General features: G+C 71.8%; 18 protein-coding genes and 2 pseudogenes. 11 read left to right on the forward strand and 9 right to left on the reverse strand.

What is annotated here, in order from left to right:
* Positions 1–265 precede the first annotated feature (265 nt).
* Both GMA12_RS15965 and GMA12_RS15970 read left to right on the forward strand, forming a co-directional pair.
* Positions 266–1,735 (forward strand): amino acid permease, encoded by a 1,470-nt coding sequence (locus GMA12_RS15965; RefSeq protein ID WP_156270502.1) that lies wholly within the window; start codon positions 266–268, stop codon positions 1,733–1,735.
* A gap of 191 nt (positions 1,736–1,926) precedes the next feature.
* Entirely contained in the window at positions 1,927–3,903 is a 1,977-nt protein-coding gene (locus GMA12_RS15970) for an amino acid transporter (protein ID WP_156270503.1), read from the forward strand.
* A gap of 22 nt (positions 3,904–3,925) precedes the next feature.
* Here the strand turns inward: GMA12_RS15970 and GMA12_RS15975 are convergent, their stop codons facing one another.
* A complete protein-coding gene (locus GMA12_RS15975) occupies positions 3,926–4,600 on the reverse strand; it encodes a response regulator (protein ID WP_156270504.1) in 675 nt (224 codons plus the stop codon).
* Positions 4,597–6,090, reverse strand: a complete 1,494-nt coding sequence (locus GMA12_RS15980) for a sensor histidine kinase (protein ID WP_156270505.1) — start codon at positions 6,088–6,090, stop codon at positions 4,597–4,599. The genes GMA12_RS15975 and GMA12_RS15980 overlap by 4 nt, the downstream gene beginning before the upstream one ends.
* A 226-nt stretch (positions 6,091–6,316) precedes the next feature.
* Here GMA12_RS15980 and GMA12_RS15985 point away from each other — a divergent pair, with 226 nt between their 5' ends.
* Complete coding sequence (locus GMA12_RS15985) at positions 6,317–6,544, forward strand: hypothetical protein (RefSeq protein WP_156270506.1); 228 nt, start codon at positions 6,317–6,319, stop codon at positions 6,542–6,544.
* A gap of 131 nt (positions 6,545–6,675) precedes the next feature.
* Here the strand turns inward: GMA12_RS15985 and GMA12_RS15990 are convergent, their stop codons facing one another.
* A complete protein-coding gene (locus GMA12_RS15990; RefSeq protein WP_306438981.1) occupies positions 6,676–7,050 on the reverse strand; it encodes a helix-turn-helix transcriptional regulator in 375 nt (124 codons plus the stop codon).
* Positions 7,051–7,275: 225 nt separating this feature from the next.
* Here GMA12_RS15990 and GMA12_RS15995 point away from each other — a divergent pair, with 225 nt between their 5' ends.
* Positions 7,276–7,422 carry a hypothetical protein gene (locus GMA12_RS15995; protein WP_156270507.1) on the forward strand — a complete coding sequence of 49 codons (147 nt, stop codon included), beginning with the start codon at positions 7,276–7,278 and terminating at the stop codon, positions 7,420–7,422.
* A gap of 456 nt (positions 7,423–7,878) precedes the next feature.
* Positions 7,879–8,628 (forward strand): YwaF family protein, encoded by a 750-nt coding sequence (locus GMA12_RS16000; RefSeq protein ID WP_162459960.1) that lies wholly within the window; start codon positions 7,879–7,881, stop codon positions 8,626–8,628.
* Between the two features lie 194 nt (positions 8,629–8,822).
* Here the strand turns inward: GMA12_RS16000 and GMA12_RS16005 are convergent, their stop codons facing one another.
* Both GMA12_RS16005 and GMA12_RS16010 read right to left on the reverse strand, forming a co-directional pair.
* Positions 8,823–10,319, reverse strand: a complete 1,497-nt coding sequence (locus GMA12_RS16005) for a sugar porter family MFS transporter (protein WP_156270508.1) — start codon at positions 10,317–10,319, stop codon at positions 8,823–8,825.
* 240 nt (positions 10,320–10,559) lie between these two features.
* Complete coding sequence (locus GMA12_RS16010; RefSeq protein WP_156270509.1) at positions 10,560–10,850, reverse strand: GntR family transcriptional regulator; 291 nt, start codon at positions 10,848–10,850, stop codon at positions 10,560–10,562.
* A gap of 342 nt (positions 10,851–11,192) precedes the next feature.
* Between GMA12_RS16010 and GMA12_RS16015 the strand changes: the two genes are divergently transcribed.
* Genes GMA12_RS16015 through GMA12_RS16025 form a run of 3 tightly spaced genes read left to right on the forward strand, consistent with a single transcriptional unit; the run spans position 11,193 to position 14,064 of the window.
* Positions 11,193–12,230 carry a Gfo/Idh/MocA family oxidoreductase gene (locus GMA12_RS16015; protein ID WP_162459961.1) on the forward strand — a complete coding sequence of 346 codons (1,038 nt, stop codon included), beginning with the start codon at positions 11,193–11,195 and terminating at the stop codon, positions 12,228–12,230.
* Positions 12,227–13,015: a TIM barrel protein gene (locus GMA12_RS16020; RefSeq protein WP_162459962.1), complete on the forward strand. Its 789-nt coding sequence runs from the start codon at positions 12,227–12,229 to the stop codon at positions 13,013–13,015. Before GMA12_RS16015 ends, GMA12_RS16020 begins: the two co-directional genes overlap by 4 nt.
* Complete coding sequence (locus GMA12_RS16025) at positions 13,012–14,064, forward strand: LacI family DNA-binding transcriptional regulator (protein ID WP_156270510.1); 1,053 nt, start codon at positions 13,012–13,014, stop codon at positions 14,062–14,064. Before GMA12_RS16020 ends, GMA12_RS16025 begins: the two co-directional genes overlap by 4 nt.
* Before the next feature lie 118 nt (positions 14,065–14,182).
* Here the strand turns inward: GMA12_RS16025 and GMA12_RS16030 are convergent, their stop codons facing one another.
* Both GMA12_RS16030 and GMA12_RS16035 read right to left on the reverse strand, forming a co-directional pair.
* Positions 14,183–14,899 (reverse strand): hemerythrin domain-containing protein, encoded by a 717-nt coding sequence (locus GMA12_RS16030; protein ID WP_156270511.1) that lies wholly within the window; start codon positions 14,897–14,899, stop codon positions 14,183–14,185.
* 293 nt (positions 14,900–15,192) lie between these two features.
* A complete protein-coding gene (locus GMA12_RS16035; RefSeq protein WP_240898903.1) occupies positions 15,193–15,948 on the reverse strand; it encodes a YqjF family protein in 756 nt (251 codons plus the stop codon).
* Positions 15,949–16,454: 506 nt separating this feature from the next.
* Here GMA12_RS16035 and GMA12_RS16040 point away from each other — a divergent pair.
* The 3 genes and pseudogenes from GMA12_RS16040 to GMA12_RS19630 form a co-directional block, all read left to right on the forward strand.
* Positions 16,455–17,585: a glutamate--cysteine ligase 2 gene (locus tag GMA12_RS16040; RefSeq protein WP_162459963.1), complete on the forward strand. Its 1,131-nt coding sequence runs from the start codon at positions 16,455–16,457 to the stop codon at positions 17,583–17,585.
* A 26-nt stretch (positions 17,586–17,611) separates the two neighbouring features.
* Positions 17,612–17,746 carry a hypothetical protein gene (locus GMA12_RS19360; protein WP_276607432.1) on the forward strand — a complete coding sequence of 45 codons (135 nt, stop codon included), beginning with the start codon at positions 17,612–17,614 and terminating at the stop codon, positions 17,744–17,746.
* A gap of 157 nt (positions 17,747–17,903) precedes the next feature.
* Positions 17,904–18,005, forward strand: a pseudogene (locus tag GMA12_RS19630) (DUF4193 family protein); the annotation flags it as partial.
* A 205-nt stretch (positions 18,006–18,210) separates the two neighbouring features.
* On the opposite strand, the pseudogene GMA12_RS19065 reads toward GMA12_RS19630, so the two are convergent.
* Positions 18,211–18,522: pseudogene (locus GMA12_RS19065) on the reverse strand (DUF4383 domain-containing protein); the annotation flags it as partial.
* Between the two features lie 52 nt (positions 18,523–18,574).
* Positions 18,575–18,778, reverse strand: coding sequence for a hypothetical protein (locus GMA12_RS16055; RefSeq protein ID WP_156270513.1), 204 nt, complete (start codon positions 18,776–18,778; stop codon positions 18,575–18,577).
* Positions 18,779–18,818 lie beyond the last annotated feature (40 nt).

An 18,818-nucleotide genomic window follows, 5' to 3' on the forward strand; every position in this document is an offset into this window, starting at 1 on the left:
CAGGCGCGGTGGGCGTCGACCGGTCCGGGACCGGGTGCCGGCGCACACGAAGACGTCCGAGAAGCCTTCCGCCTGCCGCGTCCAGCACACGGAGATCCGCGTGACCGGCACGGAGCCGAGCCGTCCCGGCCGGGCGCTTAACGATCCTTCGTGGTGGTGCTTGCCCGGGGCGCAATGGGTACCCTCTGGATCCATAGATGCTCCTCGCCGGTCACCGCCGAGGACCTCCACGCCCCGCCCAGGGCCATTCGAGGCAAGGTCTCCCATGCACGCGAACAATGCCCAGAACACGCGGAACCCGCGGTCCGTCCTGCGCCGGATGCCCGTGGATCTCATCGAGGAGGAGAGCAAGCACGGGGTGCTGAACAAGAGCCTGGGGCTGTGGCAGCTCACGGCGATCGGTGTGGGCGGCATCATCGGGGTGGGCATCTTCTCCCTGGCCGGACTCGTGGCGCACGGCGATGCGGACAATCCCGGCGTCGGCCCCGCGGTGCTAGTCTCGTTCCTGATCGCCGGTATGGCCTCCGCGGCAGCGGCGCTGTCCTACGCCGAGTTCGCCGGGATGATCCCCCGTGCGGGATCGGCCTACACCTACGGGTTCGTGGCCCTGGGGGAGATCATCGGCTGGTTCATCGGCTGGGACCTGCTGCTGGAGTACATCGCCATCGTCGCCGTGGTGGCCATCGGCATCTCCGGCTACGTCGAGGCGTTCCTGGCCGGCTTCGGCCTGGAGCTGCCGGTGTGGATGACCTCCACCGCCGACGAGGGACAGGGCGGGATCATCAATCTCCCGGCGATCCTGATCTGCCTGCTGGTCACCTTCATCCTCAGCCGCGGCACCAAGACCTTCGGACGGTTCGAGCTGATCGCCGTCGGCATCAAGATCCTGCTCATCCTCTTCATCATCGGGCTGGGCGTGTTCTACATCGACACGCAGAACTACAGCCCGTTCATGCCCTCCGGGTTCGGCCCCGTGCTCACCGGGGCGGCCACCGTGTTCTTCGCGGTCTTCGGCTACGACGCCATGAGCACCGCCGCCGAGGAGGCCGAGGACGGCAAGAAGCACATGCCCAAGGCCATCATCCTGTCGCTGATCATCGCGATGATCCTCTACGTGGCCGCGACCCTCGTGCTCACCGGGATGCAGAACTACCAGGACATCGACCCGGAGGCCGGCTTCGCCTCGGCCTTCACCAGCGTGGGCCTGCCCGTGGTGGCCTCCATCATCTCGGTCTTCGCCGTGCTGTCGATCCTCACCGTGATGCTCACCTTCCTGCTCGGGGTCACGCGCGTGTGGTTCTCCATGAGCCGCGACGGGCTGCTGCCGGGCTGGTTCGCGCACACCGACCACAACGGCACCCCGCAGCGGGTGACGTGGATCGCCGGGATCGGCGCGGCCGTGCTCGCCGGCGTCTTCCCCATCCGCGCGGTGGCGGACCTGACCAACATCGGCATCCTCTCCGCCTTCGTCGTCGTGTGCGTGTCGGTGATCCTGTTCCGCTACACCCGTCCCGAGACCCCGCGCAGCTTCCGGCTGCCGCTGATGCCCTTCGTGCCCGCCTTCGGAGTGTTCGCCTCGCTGTTCCTGATGCTCCAGCTGCCCTGGGAGACCTGGGTGCGCTTCGGCGTGTGGCTGCTCATCGGGCTGGCCCTCTACTTCTTCTACGGCCGCCGGCACTCCGTGCTCAACCCGGACAGCCGCAACTACCGCCACGACCTCGCCGTCCGCGACTGAGCGCAGCGCCGTCCCCGGCGAGCGCCCCGGGCAGGAGCCTGGGGCGCTCGCTGCTGCCGGAGCTCTCGGAGGGGGCACGGCCGGGCTCCCCGGGGCATAAAGGATCCGTCAAGAGCGAGAACGCGGGGATGGTCGCGGGGGTACCGTCGCATCCGATTGAGCGGTTGAGGATGTGCGTGAAGGACGAGGACATGACGACCTTGAGCCGGCCCCCCGAGGACCTGTGGGTGCCCAGACCCCCGATGTCGGTGCGGTTGCGCCAGTGGTTGCTGCACGATGTGCCGGAACTCAGCGGACTGCGCCACGGGCCCTACGGGGTGGCCCGCCACCACGAGAAACGGCATCCCTGGTGGCAGGTGATGTGCCTGACCGGGGTGGACTACTTCTCCACCCTGGGCTACCAGCCGGCCATCGCGGCGCTGGCGGTCGGCGTCCTCTCCCCGCTGGCCACGCTGATCCTGGTGCTGGTGACCCTGCTGGGGGCGCTGCCGGTCTATCGACGGGTGGCCGCCGAGAGCCCGCACGGGTCCGGGTCGATCGCGATGCTGGAACGGCTGCTGCCGCACTGGCGTGGGAAGCTCCTCGTGCTGGGGCTGCTGGGGTTCGCGGTCACCGACTTCATGATCACGATGACGCTCTCGGCCGCCGACGCGACCGCGCACCTGGTCGAGAACCCGTTGCTCCCGGAGCAGTGGCAGGGCGAGGAGGTGGGCATCACCCTGGCGCTGCTGGCCGGTCTGGCGGCGGTCTTCCTGCGCGGGTTCCGGGAGGCGATCGGTGTGGCGGTGCTCGTGGTGGCGGTCTATCTGACGCTCAACGCCGTGCTGATCGTCGTGTGTCTGGCCGAGGCGCTGTCCCACCCCGTCTGGGTGGGCAACTGGTGGGAGGCCCTGACGACCTCCCACGGCAACCCCGTGCTGGCGGTGGCGGTGGCGCTGCTGGTCTTTCCCAAGCTGGCCCTGGGACTGTCGGGTTTCGAGACCGGGGTGGCGGTGATGCCGCAGGTGCGCGGTGAGGAGTTCGAGACCGAGGAGAACCTGGCGGGGCGGATCCGGGGCACCCGCCGGCTGCTGACCACCGCGGCGGTGATCATGAGCGTTTTCCTGCTGACCTCGAGCTTCGCCACGGTGGTGCTGATCCCCGGGCACGAGTTCCAGCCCGGCGGCGAGGCCAACGGGCGTGCGCTGGCCTACCTGGCCCACGAGCAGCTGGGCATGGTCTTCGGCTCGGTCTACGACCTCAGCACGATCACGATCCTGTGGTTCGCCGGGGCCTCGGCCATGGCAGGGCTGCTGAACCTGGTGCCGCGCTATCTGCCCCGGTACGGAATGGCCCCGCAGTGGGCCAAGGCCCGGCGGCCGCTGGTGCTGGTGTTCGCCCTGATCGCGTTCGCCGTCACCGTGGCCTTCGACGCCGATGTCGATGCCCAGGGCGGGGCCTATGCCACCGGGGTGCTGGTGCTGATGACCTCGGCGGCCGTGGCGGTGACCCTGTCCGCCCGGGCGCGCGGGCAGTGGCGGGCCATGCTGGGGTTCGGGGTCATCGCCGTGGTCTTCGTCTACACGACCGCGGCGAACATCGTGGAACGGCCGGAGGGCCTCCGCATCGCCTCGCTGTTCATCCTGGGGATCGTGGTGGTCTCCTTGCTCTCCCGGACCCGGCGCTCCTTCGAGCTGCACGCCACCCGTGTGCGTCTCGACGAGGCCGCCCTGGAGTTCGTGGCCGCAGAGGACAGCCGCCCCGTCGAGATCATCGCCCATGAGCCCCACCGCGTGGACGAGACGGCCTACGCCAAGAAGCTCACCGCGGCGCGGGCGGTCAACCACCTGCCGGCGGAGGAGAACGTCGTGTTCCTGGAGGTCGTGGTCGACGACTCCTCCGAGTTCGAGACCGAGCTCGACGTCCGCGGCATCACCCGCCACGGCTACCGGGTTCTCGAGGTCCACGGCCCGGCGGTGCCGAACACCATCGCCTCGGTGCTGCTGCACCTCCGCGACGTCACCGGGCTGATGCCCCACATCTACTTCCGGTGGACCGAGGGCCACCCGTTGGCCAACCTGCTGCGTTTCCTCGTCCTCGGGGAGGGAGAGATCGCCCCGGTCACCCGGGAGGTGCTGCGCCAGGCCGAACCCGTGGTGGCCCGCCGGCCGTGGGTGCACGTCGGCTGAGCCGCACCCGTGGGCATGACCGTCAGGGATCGAAGCGGTAGCCCAGCCCGGGCTCGGTGATCAGGTGCCGGGGCCGGGCCGGGTCCGCCTCCAGCTTCCGGCGCAGCTGAGCCAAATACACCCGCAGGTACTGGGTCTCCTTCACATAGGCCGGCCCCCAGACGTGCTCCAGCACCTGCCGGTGCGGCACCAGACGGCCCGGGGCCCGCACCAGCTCCTCCAGGATCTTCCACTCGGTGGGCGTCAGCCGCACCTCCCGGCCGTCGCGCACCGCACGCCGGGCCGAGAAGTCCAGGGTGAAGCTGTCGGTGTCCACGCGCTCGGTCCCGGGCGCGGGCCGCCCCCGCCGAATGACGGCCCGCAGACGGGCCAGCAGCTCCTCCAGCCCGAACGGCTTGGTGACGTAGTCGTCGGCCCCGGCGTCCAGAGCGGCGACCTTCTGCCCGGAGGCGTGCCGGGCCGAGAGCACCAGGATCGGCGTCCCCGCCGCCGCACGCACCCGCCGGATGAAGAGCTGGCCGTCCATGTCCGGCAACCCGAGGTCCAGCACCACCGCATCCACCGGCGACTCCGCGAGGGAGGCCAGGCCGCTGCTGCCCGTGGGGGCCGTGACCACGGTGTACCCGTGGGCCTCCAGTGCCAGCTGCAGCGCTCGCAGCAGGGGGCGTTCGTCCTCCACCACCAGCACCGTCGTCATCGCCCCGCCTCCTGGACCGGCCCGGAGGGCTGGAGGGCGGCCGTCGGCAGGCGCAGCACCATTGTCAGGCCCCCGCCGGGGGTCCGCTCCGCGTGCAGCGTCCCGCCCATCGCCTCGGCCAGCCCGCGGGCCACTGCCAGGCCCAGGCCGACCCCGGGCAGCCCGCCGGTGTCGTCGAAGCGCTGGAACGGGACGAACAGCTCCTCCAGGTCCTCGGGCACCGGCTGGGAGCCGGTGTCGACCACCCGCAGCTCCCCCATCGACGCCCCGTCCGCCTCGACCGGGTCCCTGGCCACCAGGGTGATCCTCGAGTCCGGGGCGTGCCGGGCGGCGTTCTCGGCGAGGTTCGCGATCACCCGCTCCAGCAGTCCCGCGTCCGCGATCACCGCCGGAGCGGAGGCGGCCACCTCCAGATCCACCGCATCCGCCGGCACCGAGCGCAGGGCTCCCGGCAGCACGTCCTGCCACTGGAGAGGCCCCAGCACCGCGCCCACCGCCTGACCGGTGATCCGGGACATGTCCAGCAGGTTCTCCACCATCACCTCCAGCTGCTCCGCGTAGTCCTGGGTGGTCTCCAGCAGCTCCCGCTGCTGCGCCGGGCCGAAGCGCGCCTGCGGAGACAGGAGACTGCTCACCGCCAGCCTGATCCCGGCCAGCGGGGTCCGCAGATCGTGGCTGACCGCCTGCAGGATCGAGGTGCGCATCTTGTTGTCCTGAGCCAGCACCTGGTTCTCGCGCCTGCTCACGACCAGCTGCTGGCGGTCACGCACCGCGATGATCTGCGCCGTGAACGCCTTCAGCAGCTTCCGTTCTCCGGCGGACAGCTCCCGGCCGCCCAGCACCAGCAGCGTCCGCTCGTCCACCGTCTCCACCTGCCCGTCTCCCGGGGTGGCCGGGGCCTGCCCTGCTGCGCCCCACAGCTCCCAGCGAGGCCCGTCACCGGAGCCGCCCCGCACGGACTCGGAACGGGCGAACAGCGCGACACCGCCCAGGGCGAACACCTCCCGGGCCTGCTCCAGCAGGCTCAGCACCGGGTCCTCGGCCGCCACCACCACCATGGCCAGCCGGTTGAGCACCGCAGCCTCAGCTCCCGCCCGCCGCGCCTGCGCCAGGCGTCGCGCCGAGGCGTCCACCACCACGGCCACCGCCCCCGAGACCACCACGAAGCACACCAGGGACACGACCGTCGCAGCATCGTGGATGAGCAGGGAGCCCGTCGGGTCGACCATGAAGTAGTTCAACAACAGACTGCTCCACAACGCGGCCAGCAGGCCCGGAACGATCCCGCCCACCAGCGCCACCGCCACCGCCCCCGTGAGCTGCACCAGCGAGGCCGTTGCCAGATTCGCCTCCCACACCGCCATCAGCAGACCCTGCACCACCACCGGCAGCACCACGGCGAGCACCGACCCGGCGACCACCCTGCCCCGGCCCAAGCCCCGCAGCTGGATCGCCGCCAGAGCAGGACTGCTGTGCACGAGCTTCGACATGCCACCGTCATACCACCCCGCGCGCACCAGCCGGACCACGCCCTCCCACACCGAGGCCCGCCGGTGGTACCGCCGCACTCACTTCACAGACCCCAGTGCTCCGTCCTTGAGGCGATCGAGGCTCCCGGCCTACGCCGGTGCGTCGTGAAGATGTGCATGCTGTAGAAGTCCCCTACGACCTCCGGGCACACTGGCACTCCGACGTCGATTCCCTCCGGAGGTTCCCGTGCAGGTCCGTATCGCAGAGAGCATTGCTCTGGTCACCATCGGCGACGGTGTCATTGCCGCGCTCTTCCCGGCCCGCCATGCCGCCCGGTGGATGATCGGCCCCGCCCCGGTGCGCCGGGTGGTGGCGATGCTCGTGGAGCATCCCGGGCTGATGCGGGCCGCCGGGGTGGCGCAGGTCGTTGCCGGCATCGCCTGGGTGGCAGCCCTGCCGCCGAAGCCACGGTGACCGGCACCCCGCCCTCGACGACACCCCCGGCGACGGCCTCCCGAGCGCACCCGTGCCCGGCGGATCCGCCCCAGTCTCGCATCCCCGCGGGGACGCGCGAGCGCTCCGTGCCCGCGCTGCGGTGGTGTTCCTCAGGGTTGGGCCGGATCGGTGAAGATCGCCAGCAGTTCTCCCACTTCGTGGGTCGCGGTGGCTGGATGGCGGAAGTGTTGGTGGATGTCCACGGTGTAGTGGCTGCGCCGGCCCACCCTGCGCCGGGTGAGGTAGCCGGCGGACTCGAGGTCCTTGAGGATGGCCAGGGTCGCCCGCGTGGAGATGCCCACCTGCGCGGCGATCTCGGCGACCCGGGCGTCCTGGGACTGGGCCACGGCCAGCAGGACGTGGCCGTGGTTGGTCAGCAGCGTCCAGGCGGGGCGTTCGCTCCCCCTCTGTTCCGGGGCGAGCGGACCGGGGGTCCCGCTGGGAGGAGGTGACGGGATGTCGGAGGCGCCGGTGGTGGAGGTCATGCTGCGATTCTGCCCTTCCGGGGCGCTCTGCTGGCCGCGGTGCATGCCCCCGCAGGTCCGGGCACGACCTTGAACCAGAAGATGAACTGTGCTTCGCTTGTTGTCACAGGGAGGGGAGTATCCCACCGACGCCCCGTCGTCATCCCGACCCCACCAGGGGTCCGGCGGGCGGGCCCCGTGGAGGGTCGGGACAGACCTCCGGTCGCATCGATCGGAGGAGTTGTCATGAGCGCCCCGGCATCCCGGACCCGACGCCCCGCCCAGGAACGTCCGTGGGCTCTGGTCACCATGGTGGCAGGGTTCGTGGTCGCGGCCGTGTGCGTGATCGCCGTCGGCATCGTGTCCCTGGAGCTCAATCCGCTGCTGCAGTAGTTCCGTCCCGGTCACGTCACTGTCCCGGTCACGTCACTGTCCCGGTCACGTCCGGGCAGGAACCGCACCCCGGATTCCGCGTCCCACCTGGTGCAACACGCTGGGGGCGTGGGCTCCGAGGCGGCCACCGGCAACGGATGCCGGGCTCCGGCCGCTGCGGCGTGCCGGGCAGGGCACCGATGACCGCTGACGTGCCCCTGCCCCAGCGCCGGCCCGCATGGTCCGACCGGCGGCGCCAGGGCACAGGCGGTGATGTGGCCGGAGCCCGTGCCGCAGGCCTTCGCGTCCGCGCTGTTCCGGACGGCCCACGAGAGCCGCGCACGGAGGACACCCGCCGGAGGCCACATCCTCCACCGGACCCTCCCCCAGGATCCGCCACCACGTGTCCACGGGATCTGCTGCTGTCGAGGTGGTCGGCCTGCTCGTGCCAGGCCGGAAGGAAGAGGTGAGTTCGCGGTGCCGAACGAGGACGTCTTCGTGCCCTACGGCCCGACGCACTGGGCGGCCCTGGGCGTCTGCGCCCTCGGCGCCGTGGTCGTCGTGGGTCTCGGCCGCCGTCTGCGGGACTCCGGAGCCGAGGTGCTCGTCTCCCGGGTGTTCGCCGCGGTCCTGGGCGCATATGCGGTGGCGATGCTCGTCTACCGGTGGCTGCCGGACAACTTCGACGTGCACATCTCCCTGCCCGTCCATCTTTCCGACGTGGCATGGATGGCAGCTGTCATCGCCCTGTGGACCCGGGCCCACTGGGCGTTCGCGCTCACCTACTACTGGGGGCTGACCCTCAACACGCAGGCCGTCCTCACCCCGGCCCTCGACTCGCCGGACTTCCCGCACATCGACTTCATCGACCTCTGGGTCCAGCACCTCCTCGTGCTCTGGGCCGCGCTGTATCTGACGTGGGGACGCGGCGACCGCGTGGACTGGCGGAGCTACCGCCTGACCCTGACCGTCACGGTCGCGTGGGCGGCAGTGGTCTTCGGGCTCAACAGCCGGCTGGGAACCAATTACGGGTTTCTCAACGGAAAGCCGAACCACCCCTCGATCCTCGACCTGTTCGGGCCCTGGCCGTGGTACCTGCTGGTGGAGTTCCTCATCATCACCGCGGTGTGGGCGCTCATCACCTGGCCGTGGGACGTCCGGCGACCGGGCAGGACCAGGACCCGGGCCGATGCAGCGGGCCGGGACAGCACGGGAGCCGGACCATGAGGCCGGCCCATCGGGGCCTGTCGACGTCGACCGGGTGATCGATCGACCCTGTCGGGGCTCTGGCCGGGATCCGGCGGCAGCGGGGTCGCCTCTCCGGCCCTTCGTGCCGGCTCTCGGGACCCTGCGGGGCAAGAGAACCGTGGGGCCGGTCATGCTGACCTGCCCCACGGTTCCGGAGGATCGAGCTGTGGCGATCAGGACCGGTGGGCGTCGGCGGGCTTGGCGACCTGGTAGATCGCTCCGGTGGAGACATCCTCCTCGAGGGCCTCGAGGGTGCGGTTGCGGGTCTCGGGGACCTGGGTGATGACGAAGATCAGGGCCAGCACGCCGATGGCCGCGAAGAGGAAGAACGTGCCCGAGATGCCGACCGTGCCCACCAGGGTCGGGAAGTACAGGGCGACGAACCCGTTCATGGTCCAGCCGAAGAACACCGAGATGCCGATGCCCAGTCCGCGCATGTGCAGGGGGAAGATCTCCGCCAGCCACACCCAGACGGCGATGTTCAGGAACGTCTGCATCGAGAGCACGAAGGCGACCACGAGGACCAGGATCACGATCGGTCGGGCCGGGTTGCCCTCGGGAAGCAGATTGCCGGCGATCCCGATCAGCAGGTGGCAGGTCGTGGTCAACGACAGTCCGATGACGAACGTGGTGCGGCGGTTGAGCCGGTCCATGTTGTACAGGGCGATGAGTCCGCCGACCACGGCCACGACGCCGAAGGCGATGTTGGCGAGCACGGCCTGCTGCGCCGTCATCCCGGACTCCTCCAGGATGCGGGTGCCGTAGTACATGACGGAGTTGATGCCGGTCAGCTGCTGGGTCATGGACACGCCGATGCCGATCAGGATGATCCGCAGGAGCCACTTGTTCGTCAGGACGGCTTTCAGCCCGACCTGGTGCGCCTCGACCTCTATGGCCGCGATGCGCTCGATCTCCTGCAGCTCCGCCTTCGCGCGCTCGGCCGGGCGGACCGTCTCGAGCACCGCCAGAGCGTCGTCGTACCGGCCCTTCTCGGTCAGCCAGCGCGGGGATTCGGGCATGCGGAGCATGCCGAGGAACAGGCCGATCGCCGGCAGTGCGGAGACGGCGAACATGACGCGCCACACCCCGTCCACGACGTCGCCGAGCGTGACCGCGATGAGTGCGTTCATGACAAAGGCGGCCAGCTGCCCGGAGACGATCGCCAGCTCGTTGCGGCCCGTGATCGACCCGCGGATCTCGTAGGGGGCCAGCTCGGCCAGGTACACCGGCACCACCGTGGAGGCGCCACCGACCGCGAGGCCGATCATGATCCGCCCACAGACCAGGACCGTGAACCCTGTCGGGGAGAACGTCTCCGGCTCCGGGGACGCCGGCGAGAAGACCACCAGCAGCGTGCCGACGAAGAACAGCACCGCCAGCAGGATGATCGTCCTGCGCCGACCCCAGGCATCCGAGACTCGGCCCAGGAGCAGGGCCCCGACGGCGGCCGCGAAGACCAGCGAGCTGATCACCACGCCCAGCTGGAGCAGGCTCAATCCCAGGTCTTGGGCCATGGGCCCCTCGGCGCCATTGGTCACACCCGTGTCGTAGCCGAACAGCAGCCCGCCCAGGCAGGCCACGACCGAGATCAGTCCGAGCCGCTTCCGGTGCGGCCCGTGGGTCAACGGTGGAAGGTCGACCCGGCTGTCGCTCGGAGAGTTGTGGGACATGTGAACTCCTTTGTTGATGACCTGGTGGAGCGTGGGTGGACCCTGTACGGCACCGGTCGGATGGTGGATGGTTCGTGCGTGGGGCTTCGGCCCCGGACGGAGCAGGCAGGACGCCACCCGGGCCGGGATGCGGGCAGGTGGAGCGCGCCGGCACCGTCCCGATGAGCTCGCGGCCGCTCCGGCCTGTTGCCGCAGCCGCACCCGCAGCGCGGGGCGACCGTGACGGAACGCCGGCGGCGACTACTGCGACGCGGAGTGCGCAGGTGGGCGCGCCCACCGGTGGGGAGGGGTGACGTGAGTGCCGACCCGTGGTGTGCGCACCACCAGGCCGGCCTCGACCAGGTGCTGCAGGGCGCTGCGCACGGTGACGCGGGCGATGCGCAGTCGGGAGGCGATCTCGAGCTCGGTGTCCAGCTTCGTGCCCGGCGCCAGGTCCCCACTGTGGATCGCGGCCTCCAGGGCCAGAGCAAGTTGGTGGTAGAGGGGCACCGGGGAGGTCTTGTCGATCGGCAGGGACAAGGTCACGGTCATGACGCGCCTCCGAACGAGAGGGTGGCGGGCTGCCGCCCGGTCGGGAACGAGCCGCCGGCCAGGTCCGGTGCGGGGACGGGTTCCGCCCCCGCGGTCCGCGCTCGCCAGGACGCCCGCCGGCGGCGGTGTGGGCCGGAAACACGCGCTGCAGTCATGAGAGGTCTCCTCTTCCGCCCGGGCCCCGGCGCCTGACCGCGCTGCCGAGAAGGCCCTGGAACAGTTGTGTTGGCGATCACACTAATACGTACTAGTCTTTCTGCCAAGGGTTTGTCAGGACATGTTGAAACACAGGTCCTGGGCATCCCCTGCCGCGTTCCACCCCCTGACTCGAAGGAGAATCCTGTGTCCGAGCCCCGTACCTTGAACATCGGCCTGATCGGCGCCGGCCGGATCGGTTCCAGCCACGCCGAACTGATCACCCGCACCGTGCCCAACGCCCGGCTGGTCGCGATCGCCGATCCGGTGGAGGGTGCTGCGGCGCGCCTGGCCAAGGCGCTGCACGTGCCGGCCGCCTACACCGATCCGGCCCGGATGCTGGCCGACCCGGCGGTGGAGGCGGTGGTGATCACCGCGCCGGCCCGTTTCCACGCGGGGCTGGTGGAGCAGGTCGCCGCCGCGGGCAAGGCGATCTTCTGCGAGAAGCCGGCCGGGATGACCCTGGAGGAGATCGACCGGGTTCACCGCGCCGTGGAGGCGAACGGGGTGCTGTTCCGGATCGGGTTCAACCGCCGCTTCGCCGACGGATTCCCGCAGGCCCGCGCGGCGATCGAGGCCGGGCGGATCGGCACCCCGCAGCTGCTGCGCTCGACCACCCGGGACCCGGGGCTGGCCAACCCGGCGGCGGTGGCGCCGTGGACGATCTTCCTGGAGACCCTGATCCACGACTTCGACACCCTGAACTTCCTCAACCCCGGCGCCCGGGCCGTGCAGGTCCACGCCGCCGCCGATGCCCTGGTGGCCCCGGACTTCCGGGACGCCGGGCTGCTGGACACCGCCGTGGTCACCATCCGCTACGACAACGGCGCGATCGCCACCGCCGAGGCCAGCTTCTCGGCGGCCTACGGCTACGACACCCGGGCGGAGGCCTTCGGCTCGGCCGGCATGGTCACCGCCGGGGACCTGGCGGCCTCGAGCATGCGCTACTACGGGTCCGAGGGCATCGGCATCGACACGGTGCGCGCGGACACCCAGTCGATGCGCGGCGCCTACACCGGTGAGCTGCAGGCCTTCACCGACACCGCCCTCGGGCACCGCGCACCGGGCCCGGGGGTGGGCGCGGCCCGGGACGCGCTGCGGATCGCCCTGGGCTGCATCGAGTCCTGCCGCACCGGCGCCCCCGTCACGCTGGACGCGCTGGACGCCGTGGGGGCGGCCCGGTGAGCGGGTTCACCCTGGCGGCCAACGCCGAGATGCTCTACGGCGACCTGCCGTTCGCCCAGCGGGTGACCCGGCTGCACGAGGCCGGGTTCGAGGTGGAGATCTGGGACTGGACCACCAAGGACCTGCCCGCGCTGGCCGCCACCGGGGCCCGGTTCGGGTCGATGACCGGCTACGTGCGCGGCAGCCTGGTCGACCCGGACGGGGCCGCGGAGCTGCTGCGCACCGCCGAGGACTCCCTGGCCGCGGCGGCGGTCATCGACTGCCCCCGGCTCAACGTCCACGGCACCGGCCTCGACCCCCACGGACTGCCCGTGGTCCCGCAGCAGGTCGTGACCGGGGCCGACTGGCTGGCCGCCGCCCGCACCCTGGAGCGGCTGGCGGCCCTCGGGGAACGCCACGGGCGGGTCTTCACACTGGAGAACCTCAACACCGCCGTCGACCACCCCGGGGTGCCCTTCGCCCGGGCCGAGGACACCCTGGCCCTGGTCGCGGCGGTGGACAGCCCGCACCTGCGGCTGAACCTGGACCTGTACCACGCCCAGATCGGGGAGGGGAACCTGGTGGAGCTGTGCGCCCGCGCCCTTCCGTATATTGGGGAGGTGCAGGTGGCCGATGTGCCCGGGCGCTGCGAGCCGGGCACCGGGGAGATCCACTACCCCAGGGTGGCCGCCGCCCTGGCCGGGTCAGGATACGAAGGAGTGATCGCGATGGAGGCCTTCGCCGCCACTGACCCCGAGGTGGCGCTGCGCCGTTTCCGGGACGCCTTCACCCTCACCTCTGCATGACCGCGGATCGCCCGGATTCCCCCGGCCGCCCGTCCCCGCGCCGCGTCACCATGCGCGACGTCGCCCGGGTGGCCGGGGTGTCCCAGCCGCTGGTCTCGATCGTCTTCCGCGACGCCCCCGGAGCCAGCGAGGAGACCCGGGCCCACGTGCTGGCCGTGGCCGCCGAGCTGGGCTACCGCCGCGACGAACGCGCCCGCCTGCTGCGCCAGGGCCGCTCCCGTCTGCTCGGCATCGCCTTCGAGCCGGTCCAGCCGTTCCACGGGGAGATCCTCGACGGGCTGCACACCGCCGCCCAGGAGCGGGGCTATGACGTGGTGCTCTCCGCCGTCACCCCGCACCGGGCGGAGGACGCCGCGGTGGAGGCCCTGCTGCGCGACCGCTGCGAGGCCCTGGTCCTGCTCGGCAGCGCCCTGCCCCAGGCCCGTCTCGAGGACCTCAGTGCGAGCCTGCCGGTCGTCTCGGTCACCCGGGCCTTCGACACCCAGGCCTTCGACAGTGTGGCGACCGACGACTACCGCGGCGCGGCCCTGGCCGTGGAACACCTGGTCGCGCTCGGGCACCGGCGGATCGTCTACATCGACGCCGACCGCGAGGCCGGCGGGGCGAGACGCCGGACGGGCTACCAGGACACCATGGCCGCCGCCGGCCTGGGCGAGCAGATGCTGATCGAGCGCGGCGGCGCCTCGGAGGCCGAGGGCGCCGCCGCTGTCAGCAGGCTGCTGGCCCAGGACTCCCCGCCGACCGCCGTGCTCGCCTTCAACGACCGCTGCGCCGTCGGGGTGATCAGCCAGGCCCGGGTCCTCGGCCGAAGCGTTCCCGGGAACCTGTCGGTGGTCGGCTTCGACGACTCCGAGCAGGCGTCCCTGCCCTACATCGACCTCACCACCCTGGCCCAGGACCCGCGCCTGCTGGCCGGCACCGCCGTGGACCTCACCGTGCGCCGGCTGGAAGCCGCCGCGACCGACACACCGGTGGGCGGCGAGCATGTCGTGCTCCCCGCTCAGCTCGTCACCCGCACCAGCACCGCGCCGGTCACCGCCGCCCCCTGAGGCGACCCCTCCGGGGCTCCCTCGTCGCGGGCCGGACCGCCCGCGGGATCGGTGGGGCCCCGAGGCATCACCGTCGACGGCGATGCGCCGCGAACCGGCGTCCGGCTGCGGAAGACGATCAGACGTCCGCTCGACCGGTGGAGGGGTCCTCGCCCCGGCGCATCACGGGCACGCGTTCGATCCGGTGGGCGACGGCGCCCAGGCCGCTGCTCACCGAGCGCAGGACCGGTGCGCCGCGTCCGGGCCCGCGGAGCACCGCTGCGTCCACGAGGTCCCGCAACCGGTCGAGCACCGACAGCGGCAGGGCCGCGATCACGTTGCCGGGCGGGCGCCGGGCCACGACGGGGTGGGCGCGGGTGGGGGCGGTGCGGCGGAGCACTTCCCAGGCCAGGCCCAGCCCGCGCAGCTGCCCCGGACCCAGCAGCTGCTGCAGCCTGGGCAGCAGCTCGTCCTCCTCGTCGCGCACGTCCTCCCGCAGCACCTCGACCAGCCGGGCCAGCACCGTCTGCCGCTGCGGGTCCTCGGCGTCCAGTCGCTCGAGAGCGGTGACGAGCTCGTTGACCTCCTGGTGCTCCTGCTCCACCTGCAGCGTCAGCTCGTGCCCGTCGGGCAGGATCCGGCGCATCACCGGCCACAGCACGGACTCCTCGGCGAAGGCGTGCGGGAAGACCAGGCGGTAGATCCGCAGCAGCACCTGTCCCTGGCCGGCGGCATCGGCCCCGTCCAGCTCTCGCAGCAGCCGGTCGAGCTCGATGTGGTCCTTCTGCTGCCGGGTCAGCACGCTCAGCCGCCCGCCGAGCTCGGCAACGGTCTGGTCGGCGATGGATCGCGTCATGACAACCTTTCAGGACGTGCCCGGTCCGGGACTGCCGGGGCGAGGGTCTCGGCGCCGGGAGGGGTGCGGACACCGCCCGGGCGTTCCCGCCGTGGTGGTGGGCCTCCACGGACGGCCCTTGCCTGACATAGTAAGCCTGCTGAGTCAGATGTCACCCTCCGGCGACGGCCTGGTCGAGAACTCACAGGAGAGGAACCCGACGAGCACCGGCCGCAGGTCCGAGAGGGTGCGGGCGGTACTGAGGGTCTGGCCGGCCGTGGCCGGCGAGGCGTGGGCGGCGCCCACGCCGCCACTCACGACCGTCCGGCCGGAACGCTCCAGGGCCGGCCGAACACGACCCGCACGCCCGGGGAGAACAGCACCGACTCCGGCGGGCCCGCCACCGCCAGGCCGGCCGCGTCCAGCAGCCCGTCCTCGAGGTGGAGCAGTTCGGCCGGGTGCAGCGGCCACGGACGGTGGGAGACGGGCAGGAAGAACGTGGTCCCGGCGACGCCGATGTGCGCCCCGTACCGGGCGGTGAGCTGCAGCGAGAGCTCGTCGTCGGCCTGGGTGGCGAGGTCGGGGCGGACGGCGAAGCGGGTACCCGGCTGCCGGCCGCGGCGGGCGACCTCGTACCCGCAGACCGGTGCCGGCCGGCCCGCGCCGGTGGGCCGGCACCGTGACCACACGTAGGGGATGCCGGCCGCGCGGGCGGCCAGGACCACGGGCAGCCGGGGCGCGTCCAGGGACAGGAACACGATCCCCCGGGAGCCGTCGTCCGCGCGGGAGTACAGGCGCACGTTCACTTCCGTGAAGGAGCCCAGGTAGGGCAGCGGCAGGACCGTTCCCAGGCGTGTCCTGCTCATCCGGAACCCGATCAGTCCCACCCAGCTGGACCCGTCGAAGACCTCCGGCACCGTCCCCGGAGGCATGTGGTCGGCGGCGACCCGGACGGGGAGGCGCCAGTGCAGGATCACGGCCTCGGACCACGACTGCTCCATCAGCCACGGCCGCGGCACCATGGGGCCGGCCGGCCAGGGATCGGTTCGCGCCGACGGGTGCCTCCGCATGGGGTCAGCCTAACCACGGTCCAGGGCCTGCCTCCACGAGATGTCCTGACACGTACGGACGGGCTGCAGGTGCTGCTCCGGGAGATCATCAGCCGACTGGCTGGTGATGAGGGGATCGAGTATGGTCCACCTGTGGTCCAGCAGCCGGCCGCGACCCCGTCTGCGCAGAAAGCGGCTGTTGTGCACCACGAACTTCCCGTGACCGTCCAGAGCGACCTGGACGGAACGACCGTGCGGGTCCTCTCCACGGCGACGTCTCCGCCCCTGGCGCTGCACCGCCGCGGCCGGCTCGAACCTTGGGGAGCGGCTGCGTGAACCCGTCCTCCCAGGGCGCCCGCCACCCCGGACCCGGCATCGACCTGCGGCCGGTCCGGGGAACCCCCGCGGTCATGGCCGAGCCGGACGGGACCCCGTCGGCGCCATCGCGGACTCCGCCATCAGGCGGCGCGGCCGGCCCGGGCGCAGAGAGAGCCAGAAGCAGGACGACGGAAGGACACGGTGTTCGGGTGCGCACGTTCGGCGTGGAGGAAGAGCTGCTGCTGGTGGACGGCGAGACCCTCGAGCCGCTGCCGGCCGGGGAGTGGGCCGCGACCCTGCAGGGTCAGGGGGCGGACTCCGAGCACGAGGTGACCGCGGAGCTGCAGCAGGAGCAGATCAAGGTCGTCTCTCCGCCGCAGACCACGCTGGCCGGGCAGTTGGCGGCCATCCGAGCCGGCCGGGCCCTGGCCGACGCGGTCGCCGCCCGCGTGGGCGGGCGCGTGGTCGCTCTGCCCACGGCCCCGCAGGAGACGACCCCGCACCTGGTGCCCGACCCGCGCTACCGCAGGATCCGGGAGCAGTTCGGCCTCACCGCAGAGGAGCAGCTCACCTGTGGTTTCCACGTCCACGTCGGCATCGACTCCCGGGAGGAGGGCGTGGCGGTGCTGGACCGCATCCGCCCCTGGCTGCCGACCCTGCTGGCACTGAGCACCAACTCCCCGTTCTGGAGCGGGGTCGACACCGGCTACGCCTCCTACCGCTACCAGGCCTGGTCCCGGTGGCCCACGGCCGGCCCCACCGACGCCTTCGGCTCACCGGCCGGCTACGACCGCCACCGGACCGCGCTGCTGGGCACCGGCGTGCCGGTGGACGCCGGAATGCTCTACTTCGACGCCCGCCTGTCGGAGCGCCGCCCGACCGTGGAGGTGCGGGTGGCCGACGTGTGCCTGTACCCGGAGCGGGCCGCGGTGATCGCCGCCCTGGTGCGCGCCCTGGTCGAGACCGCCTCCCGCGTCTGGACCGCCGGAACCCCCGCCCCGGAGGTGCCGGCCTCGCTGCTGCGCGTGTGGAGCTGGCAGGCCAGCCGCACCGGGGTCGAGGGGCAGCTCATCGACCCGGCCACCGGAGCCCCGGCACCGGCCGGGGACGTCATCGCCGCGCTGCTGGGGTTCCTCCGCCCCGTACTGGCCGAACACGACGAGGAGACCACGGTCGAAGCCGTGCTCACCGACATCCTGCGCCGCGGCACCGGTGCCCGGCATCAGCGCGAGGCCTACGCGGCCCGCCACGACCTGCGCGACGTCGTGGCGGCCGCCATCGACGTCACCCACCGTGCCCCCACCACCGCGCCGGATGCGCCGGAGCCCCTCATGGCCTGAGCCCGACGACGCACGACAGCGCGACCGTGCACCTGAAGCTCGACGTGATCATGCGTCAGCTCGACGTCCAGGATCCGGGTCTCTACGACGCCGAGCACCGCAGCCAGGAGGAACTCGAGGCCGAGGACGAGCTCATCACTCCCCGATCGCCCCGGCAGTAGGAGCCGGTCCGCGAGAAGAGGGACCCGGGAGCGGGCAGGATCACGGCGGCCCAGGCGCCGTCGGTCGATCTCGAGGACGCCGACACCGCCGAGGGCCTGAATCTTCCCGGCGCCGGCCTCTCGCACGAGGAGTTCACCGGCCCTGGTGCATCGGCAGGCCGACGAGTTCATCTGCGCCTCCTGCTTCCTGGTCCGCCACCGCTCCCAGCCGGCTCGGCAGAAGGACGGTCCGACGTACCGCACGGACTGCGAAGGCTGAGCCCGTCGTCCCTGCCAGAACGACGGCGGCTGCGCGGCAGCGGGAGGTGCCCGCCCGCCCCGCAGGACACGGAACGGACGGGCAGAGCCGGGGGTCGTCCCGATGACGGTGCGGTGAGGCCGGTCGATGTCGAGACGGCGGACTGATCACCGCTGTCGCGCTCCCCTGCCAGGAGCTGATGGTCAGTAGGCCGGCCGGTGGTGTTGCGCGTGGCGCTGCGGTCGTGGGTGTCCCGGCGCAGGAAGGACAGGCCCACCATGGTCACGCCCAACACCAGGTGCAGCCAGTCGTCGGCGGTGTTCACCGGCACGACGTTCGCCGGCGACTCCGGGCCCACGAGCAGGCCGTAGATCCACAGGACCAGATAGACCAGCCCACCCCACAGCAGGAAGCTGCGGGCCCCGGCGGCGGAGCGGGTCAGGGCCAGCCCGGCCACACCGTAGAGCAGGTGGACGATGTTGTGCAGCCAGGAGACCTGGAAGATGCCCAGCAGCATCGCCTCGGACTGGTGGCCGGATGCAGGTCAGTACGGCCACGCCTGGTAGCCGACGTGCTGGGGGCGGGTTTCCTCAGGGGCGGCGGCACTGTTGGGCCAGGACGAGCCGGCGGTGTCCCAGCCCGGTTTCGCGCACCCACACCACCGACAGGTGCCCGATGTATTCCTCCACCCGGGCGTGGTAGCAGAACACTTCCTCGTCCCAGATCTCCACCATGCGCCCGGGGGTCAACGCGTCCCCCGGCAGCGCCAGTGCCGTCGGGCGGGGCTCATCCATGAGCCGACACCGCCGGGGCCGCACCGTGCGGTCCGGCCAC

The sequence above is a fragment of the Kocuria sediminis genome (genome assembly GCF_009735315.1).
In the GTDB taxonomy this organism is placed as follows: domain Bacteria; phylum Actinomycetota; class Actinomycetes; order Actinomycetales; family Micrococcaceae; genus Kocuria; species Kocuria turfanensis.

Coding starts and splice junctions, on each gene's coding strand:
- GMA12_RS15995 (WP_156270507.1), top strand. CDS start 7,276: ATGAGCGCCCCGGCATCCCGGACCCGACGCCCCGCCCAGGAACGTCCG.
- GMA12_RS16030 (WP_156270511.1), bottom strand. CDS start 14,899: ATGACGCGATCCATCGCCGACCAGACCGTTGCCGAGCTCGGCGGGCGG.
- GMA12_RS16035 (WP_240898903.1), bottom strand. CDS start 15,948: ATGCGGAGGCACCCGTCGGCGCGAACCGATCCCTGGCCGGCCGGCCCC.
- GMA12_RS15965 (WP_156270502.1), top strand. CDS start 266: ATGCACGCGAACAATGCCCAGAACACGCGGAACCCGCGGTCCGTCCTG.
- GMA12_RS16010 (WP_156270509.1), bottom strand. CDS start 10,850: ATGACCGTGACCTTGTCCCTGCCGATCGACAAGACCTCCCCGGTGCCC.
- GMA12_RS16005 (WP_156270508.1), bottom strand. CDS start 10,319: ATGTCCCACAACTCTCCGAGCGACAGCCGGGTCGACCTTCCACCGTTG.
- GMA12_RS16025 (WP_156270510.1), top strand. CDS start 13,012: ATGACCGCGGATCGCCCGGATTCCCCCGGCCGCCCGTCCCCGCGCCGC.
- GMA12_RS16055 (WP_156270513.1), bottom strand. CDS start 18,778: ATGGATGAGCCCCGCCCGACGGCACTGGCGCTGCCGGGGGACGCGTTG.
- GMA12_RS15990 (WP_306438981.1), bottom strand. CDS start 7,050: ATGACCTCCACCACCGGCGCCTCCGACATCCCGTCACCTCCTCCCAGC.
- GMA12_RS15975 (WP_156270504.1), bottom strand. CDS start 4,600: ATGACGACGGTGCTGGTGGTGGAGGACGAACGCCCCCTGCTGCGAGCG.
- GMA12_RS15980 (WP_156270505.1), bottom strand. CDS start 6,090: ATGTCGAAGCTCGTGCACAGCAGTCCTGCTCTGGCGGCGATCCAGCTG.
- GMA12_RS15970 (WP_156270503.1), top strand. CDS start 1,927: ATGACGACCTTGAGCCGGCCCCCCGAGGACCTGTGGGTGCCCAGACCC.